The organism is Streptomyces sp. NPDC006450, assembly GCF_040612195.1.
In the GTDB taxonomy this organism is placed as follows: Bacteria; Actinomycetota; Actinomycetes; order Streptomycetales; family Streptomycetaceae; genus Streptomyces.
This window is the reverse complement of the sequence record NZ_JBEXPT010000203.1, coordinates 1-6872: the sequence shown is the minus strand read 5'-3', so window position 1 is coordinate 6872 and position 6872 is coordinate 1. Positions and strand designations below refer to the sequence as shown.

General features: G+C 72.5%; 5 protein-coding genes. 4 read left to right on the top strand and 1 reads right to left on the bottom strand.

Features of this window, described 5'->3' with window-relative positions:
* Window positions 1-1839: ATP-binding SpoIIE family protein phosphatase (locus ABZY57_RS31535; RefSeq protein WP_356517771.1), on the top strand; the 1839-nt coding region annotated here is incomplete at its 5' end.
* Window positions 1840-1929: 90 nt separating this feature from the next.
* Here ABZY57_RS31535 and ABZY57_RS31530 read toward each other — a convergent pair.
* The gene (locus ABZY57_RS31530; RefSeq protein WP_356517769.1) at window positions 1930-4197 is read right to left on the bottom strand and encodes a transglycosylase domain-containing protein; all 2268 of its coding nucleotides are present in this window, start codon (window positions 4195-4197) and stop codon (window positions 1930-1932) included.
* Window positions 4198-4507: 310 nt separating this feature from the next.
* Between ABZY57_RS31530 and ABZY57_RS31525 the strand changes: the two genes are divergently transcribed.
* The 3 genes from ABZY57_RS31525 to ABZY57_RS31515 all read left to right on the top strand — a co-directional run bounded on the left by ABZY57_RS31525 (window position 4508) and on the right by ABZY57_RS31515 (window position 6712).
* The gene (locus ABZY57_RS31525) at window positions 4508-5425 is read left to right on the top strand and encodes an SPFH domain-containing protein (protein WP_356517767.1); all 918 of its coding nucleotides are present in this window, start codon (window positions 4508-4510) and stop codon (window positions 5423-5425) included.
* A gap of 179 nt (window positions 5426-5604) precedes the next feature.
* Entirely contained in the window at window positions 5605-5790 is a 186-nt protein-coding gene (locus ABZY57_RS31520) for a hypothetical protein (RefSeq protein ID WP_267751621.1), read from the top strand.
* 61 nt (window positions 5791-5851) lie between these two features.
* Window positions 5852-6712, top strand: coding sequence for a peptidylprolyl isomerase (locus ABZY57_RS31515; RefSeq protein WP_356517765.1), 861 nt, complete (start codon window positions 5852-5854; stop codon window positions 6710-6712).
* Window positions 6713-6872 lie beyond the last annotated feature (160 nt).

The following is a 6872-nucleotide window of genomic DNA, read 5'->3' as shown; positions in this document are numbered from 1 at the left end:
GTCGGCGGGTCCGGCTCCGCGTCCGGACCCGTGAGCGGCATCGGGGTCGACGCGACCATCGCGCGGCGGGAGGGCGACCGGCTGCGGTTCGTCGGAGCGGCCACCCGGCGGATCGCGCGCGGGATCGACCTCGACGAGATCGTGCTCGGCCTGTGCCGGGCCACGGTGCCCACCTTCTCCGACGCCATCCTCGTCTACCTGCGCGATCCGCTGCCCGTCGGCGACGAGCGGCCCGTCGGACCGGTCGTTTTAAGGCTGCGCCGCACCGACCGGCTCCGGCCGATCGACGAGTTCACGGGAGCCGGGGGCGGCATCGCCGGCGCGATGACCCCCGACGGCGAGCTCGACTTCAGCCAGCTCGCCCTGATCGGCCCGCAGGGTGACCTGCCCGCGGCCGAGCTCTGCGAGATCCGCCCCGGCGGGGCGCTGGCCGAGGTGCTGCGCGGCGTACGGCCCGTCTTCGGGTCCTCCGCCGCCGCCCGCGCCGCCCTGCCGGAGCTGCTGGGCGCGGACCACCCGGTCCCGCGCGGCCAGCGGGCCATCCTCGCGCCGCTGCGGGGCCGCCGCCGCGTCATCGGCGCGGCGGTGTTCCTGCGCACCCCGGAGCGGCCGGCCTTCGAGACGAACGACCTGCTGGTCGCCGCGCAGCTCGCCACCCACACGGCGCTGGGCATCGACAAGGCCGTGCTCTACGGCCGCGAGGCCTACATCGCCGACGAGCTCCAGCGCACGATGCTGCCCGACAGCCTTCCCCAGCCCACCGGGGTCCGCCTCGCCAGCCGTTATCTGCCCGCCGCCGAGACGGCCCGGGTCGGCGGCGACTGGTACGACGCCATACCCCTGCCCGGCAGCCGGGTAGCACTCGTCGTCGGCGACGTCATGGGCCACTCCATGACCTCCGCCGCGATCATGGGGCAGCTCCGTACGACGGCCCAGACGCTGGCGCAGCTCGACCTGCCGCCCGCCGAGGTCCTGCACCACCTGGACGAGCAGGCGCAGCGCCTGGGCTCCGACCGGATGGCCACCTGCCTCTACGCCGTCTACGACCCGGTCTCGCACCGGATCACCATCGCCAACGCCGGCCACCCGCCGCCGGTCCTGCTGCACCTGGGGGGCCGCGCCGAGGTGCTGCGCGTACCCCCCGGCGCACCCATCGGCGTCGGCGGCGTGGACTTCGAGGCCGTGGAGCTGGACGCCCCGGCCGGGGCCACCCTCGTGCTGTACACCGACGGCCTCGTCGAGTCCCGGCTGCGGGACGTCTGGACCGGCATCGAGCAGCTCCGCGAACGCCTTGCCACCACCGCGCAGCTGACGGGCCTGGACCACCCGCCGCCGCTGGAGGCCCTGTGCGACGACATCCTGGACATGCTCGGGCCGGGTGACCGGGACGACGACATCGCGCTGCTCGCGGCCCGGTTCGACGGGATCGCGCCCAGCGACGTGGCGTACTGGTTCCTGGACCCGGAGGAGACCGCTCCGGGCCGGGCCCGCCGGTTCGCCCGCCGCGCGCTGGCGCGCTGGGGTCTGGAGGAGCTGGAGGACTCCCTGGAGCTGCTGGTCAGCGAGGTCGTGACGAATGCCGTGCGGTACGCCGAGCGGCCCGTGACCCTGCGCCTCCTGCGGACGGACGTACTGCGCTGCGAGGTCGGCGACGACTCCCCGCAGCTCCCGCGCCAGCGCCGGGCCCGGGACGACGACGAGGGCGGCCGCGGCCTGTTCCTGGTGAACCGGATGGCCCGCCGCTGGGGCGCCACCCGGCTGAGCAGCGGCAAGGTCGTCTGGTTCGAGCTGGCCCTGCCGCCCGCACCGGGCGCGCCGGGCAAGCCGGACGGCCGCTGACCGGGCCGCCACCCGTGCCCGTCCACACCACTGCCCCGCCGGCACGAAGCCGCGGGGCAGTGGTGTGTACGGGTACGGGTTCTGCGGTGCCTACCGTTCGGGCCCCTCTTCGGGCAGCGGGGGCTTCGGCGTGTTCGACTTCGACGACGACGCGGTCGGGGTCGGCGTCTTGCTCGGCGTCCGGCTGGGCGTCCCGCTGGGCGTTCCGCTCGGCGTCCCGCTCGGCGTCCGGCTCGGCGTCCGGCTCGGCGACGAGGTGCTGCTCGGCGGCTGCGAACTCGCGGACTGGCTCGGAGTGCTCGACGGAGAGGTGCTGGGGCTCGACGACTGGACCTTGCCCATGTCCGCCTCGTCGAGGTCGAAGGAGCCCGTGTCGACGCCCTTGAGCGCGTCGAGGGTGTACTGCTTCCAGATCGCGGCCGGGAAGCTGGAGCCGCCCGCGCGTCCGCCGCCGGCGGTACCGGTCAGGCTGGTCTGGGTGTGGGTGCCGGGCTCGTCTCCGAACATCGCGACGACGGTGACCAGTTCCGGGGTGAACCCGGTGAACCAGGCGGCCACGTTCTTCTCGGTGGTGCCGGTCTTGCCCGCGGCCTCGTAGGCCGAGCTCTTCACGGCCTGGCCGGAGCCGTCCTCGACGACGCCGGTGAGCACCTTGGTGACGGTGTCGGCGGTCTTGCGGCTGATGGCCCCGTCGCCGACGGCGCGGACCGGCTTGTACTCGCGGGTCGCGTGCTCGGCGGACTTGATGATGCTCGGCGTGACCTTCTTGCCGTGGTTGTCGAAGGTGGCGTAGACGCCGGCCATCTCCAGGGTGTCGGCGCTCATGGTGCCGAGCGACATGGCCGGCTTGTCCGCGGGCCAGCCGTCGCGGTCCTGCATGCCGAGTTCGAGGGCGGTCGCCTTCACGTTCCTCGGTCCGACGTCCACGATCATCTGCGCGTACACGGAGTTCACCGAGGAGTTGGTGGCGGACTGCACCGTCATCATCGGGTTGCCGTAGTCGCGGTCGTCCTGGTTCTGCGGGTTGAACGGGGTGTCGCTGCCGACCACGGGGCGCTTGCTGGTGCCGTCGTAGAGCGTGTTGGGAGTGATCGGCTTGCCCTCCTGCGTGCTCGCCTTGCGCTCCAGGGCGGAGGCGAGCACCACCGGCTTGAAGGTCGAGCCCGGCTGGAAGTCCTTGCGCAGGGCGTTGCTGGCCCACTGCTCGCTCTGCCCGGTGCCGCCGTACATCGCGACGATCATGCCGGTCTTCGGGTCCACGGAGGTGGCGCCCGCCTGCACGGCGGCGTCGACGGGGCGGCCCTTGCGGTCGAGCTTGGATTCCAGCTCGTCCTGGACGGCCTTCTCCAGCGCCGCCTGCTTCTTCGGGTCGATGGAGAGGGTGATCTCCCAGCCGCCGGCCTTGAGCTGACCGTCGGTCATGCCGGTCTGCCGCTTGAGCTCCTCGTCGGCGGCCTGGATCAGGTAGCCCTTCTGGCCCTCGGAGCCTGCGGCCGCCTTGGGCTTGATCGGCTCCTGGAACTTCAGCTGCTGGCGCTTGGCCGGGTCCAGCTTGCCCATCTCGACCATGTTGTCGAGGACGCCGTTGAAGCGGATCATGACCAGCTTCTTGCCGTTCGGGCCGGCGGTCGCCCAGTCGTACTGGCTGGGGGCCTGGAGGACGGCGGCGAGGTACGCGCCCTGCTCCAGGGTCAGCTTGTCGGCGTCGACCCCGTAGTAGGCCTGGGCCGCGGCCTGGATGCCGTACGCGTTGCGGCCGTAGAAGTTGGTGTTGAGGTAACCCGCGAGGATCTGCGGCTTCTCCATCTCCTGGTCGACCTTGAGGGAGATGATCAGCTCCTTCAGTTTGCGGGTCGGCGTCTGGTCCTGCGTCAGGTAGAAGTTCTTGACGTACTGCTGGGTGATCGTCGAACCGCCGGCCTTGCCCTTGCCGGTGACGGTGTTGAACAGGCCACGGCCGATGCCCTTGAGGTCGACGCCCCGGTCGCTGTAGAAGGACTTGTTCTCGATCGCGATGAAGGCCGTCTGCACGTCGGCCGGGATCTTCTCGATCGAGACGATCTGACGGTTCATCGCGCCGACGCGGGCCATGACCGTGCCGTCGGAGAGCTTGTAGACGTTGTTCTGCGTCAGCGCGTCGGCGTTCGGGTCCGGCGGTTCGACGTAGAAGTAGAGGCCGATCAGGGCCGCCATGCCGAGCAGCACCGTCCCGAAGAAGGTGCCGAGCACCTTCTTCCACGTGAAGAAGCGGCGTATGCCGGTCGGTTTCCCGCCCTTGCCCTTGCCGCGTCCGCGCCCGCTCGGCGCTCGTCGCGCACCGCGCTGCTGCTGCGCCCTTCGCGCTTCTGCTCGGCCCATCGCTCCCGCTCCGCTCGATAACCCCCCGACGTCAGCTCAGAAAGCTAACACCGCAGGCTGTGACAAAATCCGGCTACCCGATACTCATACCGGGCAATTCGGACGTGACAATGAGCACCCATCCCACCGGAACCGACGCAACCGGAGGCCCGGAGGTTGCCGGCCTCCACGCCGCACTTCCCGCCACCCGCCCCTCACCCACCCCCCACCCACCCTGCACCCGCCGTTGAGCCGACTCCCGTTGGATCCAAAAAAGTGATATCACTTTGATAAGCGGCCCGACTGGCCGCCATGGAAGGAAACGGGGCAGATGATGACGAACACCACGGGCGGCGGCACCGAGAGCGGCGTACGGGAGTTCCCCGCGCGGAGCGTGGGCGGCGGGCTCGCGCTGCTGCTCGGCCTGGCGGGAGTGGCGGGCGGGGCGGGCCTGACGGTCCTCGGCGCGGTGTCCGCAACCGACGGGGCCAAGGTGGGCCTGATAGCGGCGGGCGTCGTCCTGGCACTCGCCGCCCTCATCGCCATGGGCGGACTGAACACGGTCGCGCCGGGCGAGGCCCGCGTGGTCCAGCTGTTCGGCCGCTACCGCGGCACCGTCCGCACCGACGGACTGCGCTGGGTCAACCCGCTGACCTCCCGGCGGCCCCTGTCCACCCGGGTGAGGAACCACGAGACGGCCGTCATGAAGGTCAACGACGCCTACGGCAACCCGATCGAGCTGGCGGCCGTGGTGGTGTGGCGGGTCGAGGACACCGCGCGGGCCGTCTTCGAGGTCGACGACTTCACCGAGTTCGTCGAGACGCAGACCGAGGCGGCCGTCCGGCACATCGCGATCGAGTACCCCTACGACGCCCACGAGGACGGCGGCCTGTCGCTGCGCGGCAACGCCGAGGAGATCACCGAGAAGCTCGCCGCCGAACTGTCCGCCCGCGTCGAGGCGGCCGGTGTCCACATCATCGAGTCCCGCTTCACCCACCTCGCGTACGCCCCGGAAATCGCCTCCGCGATGCTCCAGCGGCAGCAGGCGGGGGCGATCGTCGCGGCGCGCAAGCAGATCGTCGAGGGCGCGGTCGGTATGGTCGAGCTCGCCCTGACCCGTCTCGCGGAGCAGGAGATCGTGGACCTCGACCCGGAACGGAAGGCGGCGATGGTGTCCAACCTGATGGTGGTCCTGTGCGGCGACCGCGCGGCCCAGCCGGTCATCAACACGGGCACCCTCTACCAGTGATCCCCGACGACGGCACGGACTCCCCCGCCGACCGTGCCCCCACGGGCCCGGCCGGTTCCGGGGCAGCCGGGTCCGGGGCAGCCGGGTCCGGGGCAGCCGGTTCCGGTGCGGGCGGTTCCGGTGCGGGCGAAGGGCCCGCGGCGGCCCCCAAGGCGGCCGGGCGGCAGGCACGCAAGCAGGTGCTGCTGCGGCTCGACCCGCAGGTGCACGACGCGCTCGCGCGGTGGGCCGGGGAGGAACTGCGCAGCGCCAACGCGCAGATCGAGTTCCTGCTCCGCCGCGCCCTGGCCGAAGCCGGCCGCCTCCCCGGCGGAGCGGGCCCGATCCCGCCCCGGGGCCGCCCCCGCGCCTCTCCGGATTCCTGAAGCCGTCTCGGTACGCTCTGCGCGTCACCCCGGGGGGTCTCCCACCGAATGCGAGGCTCGGATGAACTGGACCGACGGGAAGCCCGGACCGGCCCCCGAAGGATCGGCCGGACCGGCCACGGCGGAACCGGCGCCTGCGCCGGACACGACCCCCGCACCAGGAACCGGCCCGGCACCGGGCACCGGGGCCGGAGCCGCCCCGGCAGCAGGCGCCGGACGCGGTCTGCGCCGCCCGGCCGTACGGAAGGCGGCCACCGCCGTCACGGTGGCCGCCGCCTGTTCCGGGCTGATCTGGACGGCCCAGTCCCTCACGGGAACCCCGCACGACTCCAAGCCGGCCGCCGACCCGGCCGCGGCCGCGGCCGCGTGTGCGTACACGCGGACCACCGCCGGCGCCGGTGGGGTACCCGTGCACGACCCCGCGCGGGCCCGCCCGTACACGGCCGAGCTGGTCACCGACCAGGGCAAGGTCACCATCGAGGCGTTCACCGAGGCCGCCCCCTGCGCCACCACCTCGTTCGCCTTCCTCGCCGGGAGGAAGTACTTCGACAACAGCGCGTGCCACCGGGTCACCACGAGCGTGATCTTCGTACTGGAATGCGGCGACCCCGCCGGCCGGGGCGCGGCCGACCCCGGCTACTACTTCCCCGACGAGAACCTGAGCGGCGCCGCCTACCCGGCGGGCACCGTCGCACTGTCCAAGGCGCAGCCCGGCCGCAACGGCAGTCAGTTCTTCATCAGTTACGGCGACCCGGCGGTCCGCATGCAGCCCGACTGGACCCCGTTCGGGAAGGTGGTCGGCGGGCTGGACGTCCTGCGGAAGATCGCCGCGAACGGCACGGCGGACGGGTCGACCGACGGGCGGCCCAAGCAGCCCGTGGTCTTCCGGTCGGTGACGGTCCACCCGACGGGCCGGAGCTGAGGGACCCCGAGCCCGGGCTCAGGCCCCGGGCTCAGGCCCCGGGCTCAGGCCCCGGGCTCAGGCTCAGGCCCCGGGCTCAGGCTCAGGCCCCGGGCTCAGGCCCCGGCCCCGGCCCCGGCCCGTCGGGTGGACCGTCACCGACCGGAAGACCACGGGCGGC

Coding starts and splice junctions, on each gene's coding strand:
- ABZY57_RS31530 (WP_356517769.1), bottom strand. CDS start 4,197: ATGGGCCGAGCAGAAGCGCGAAGGGCGCAGCAGCAGCGCGGTGCGCGA.
- ABZY57_RS31525 (WP_356517767.1), top strand. CDS start 4,508: ATGATGACGAACACCACGGGCGGCGGCACCGAGAGCGGCGTACGGGAG.
- ABZY57_RS31515 (WP_356517765.1), top strand. CDS start 5,852: ATGAACTGGACCGACGGGAAGCCCGGACCGGCCCCCGAAGGATCGGCC.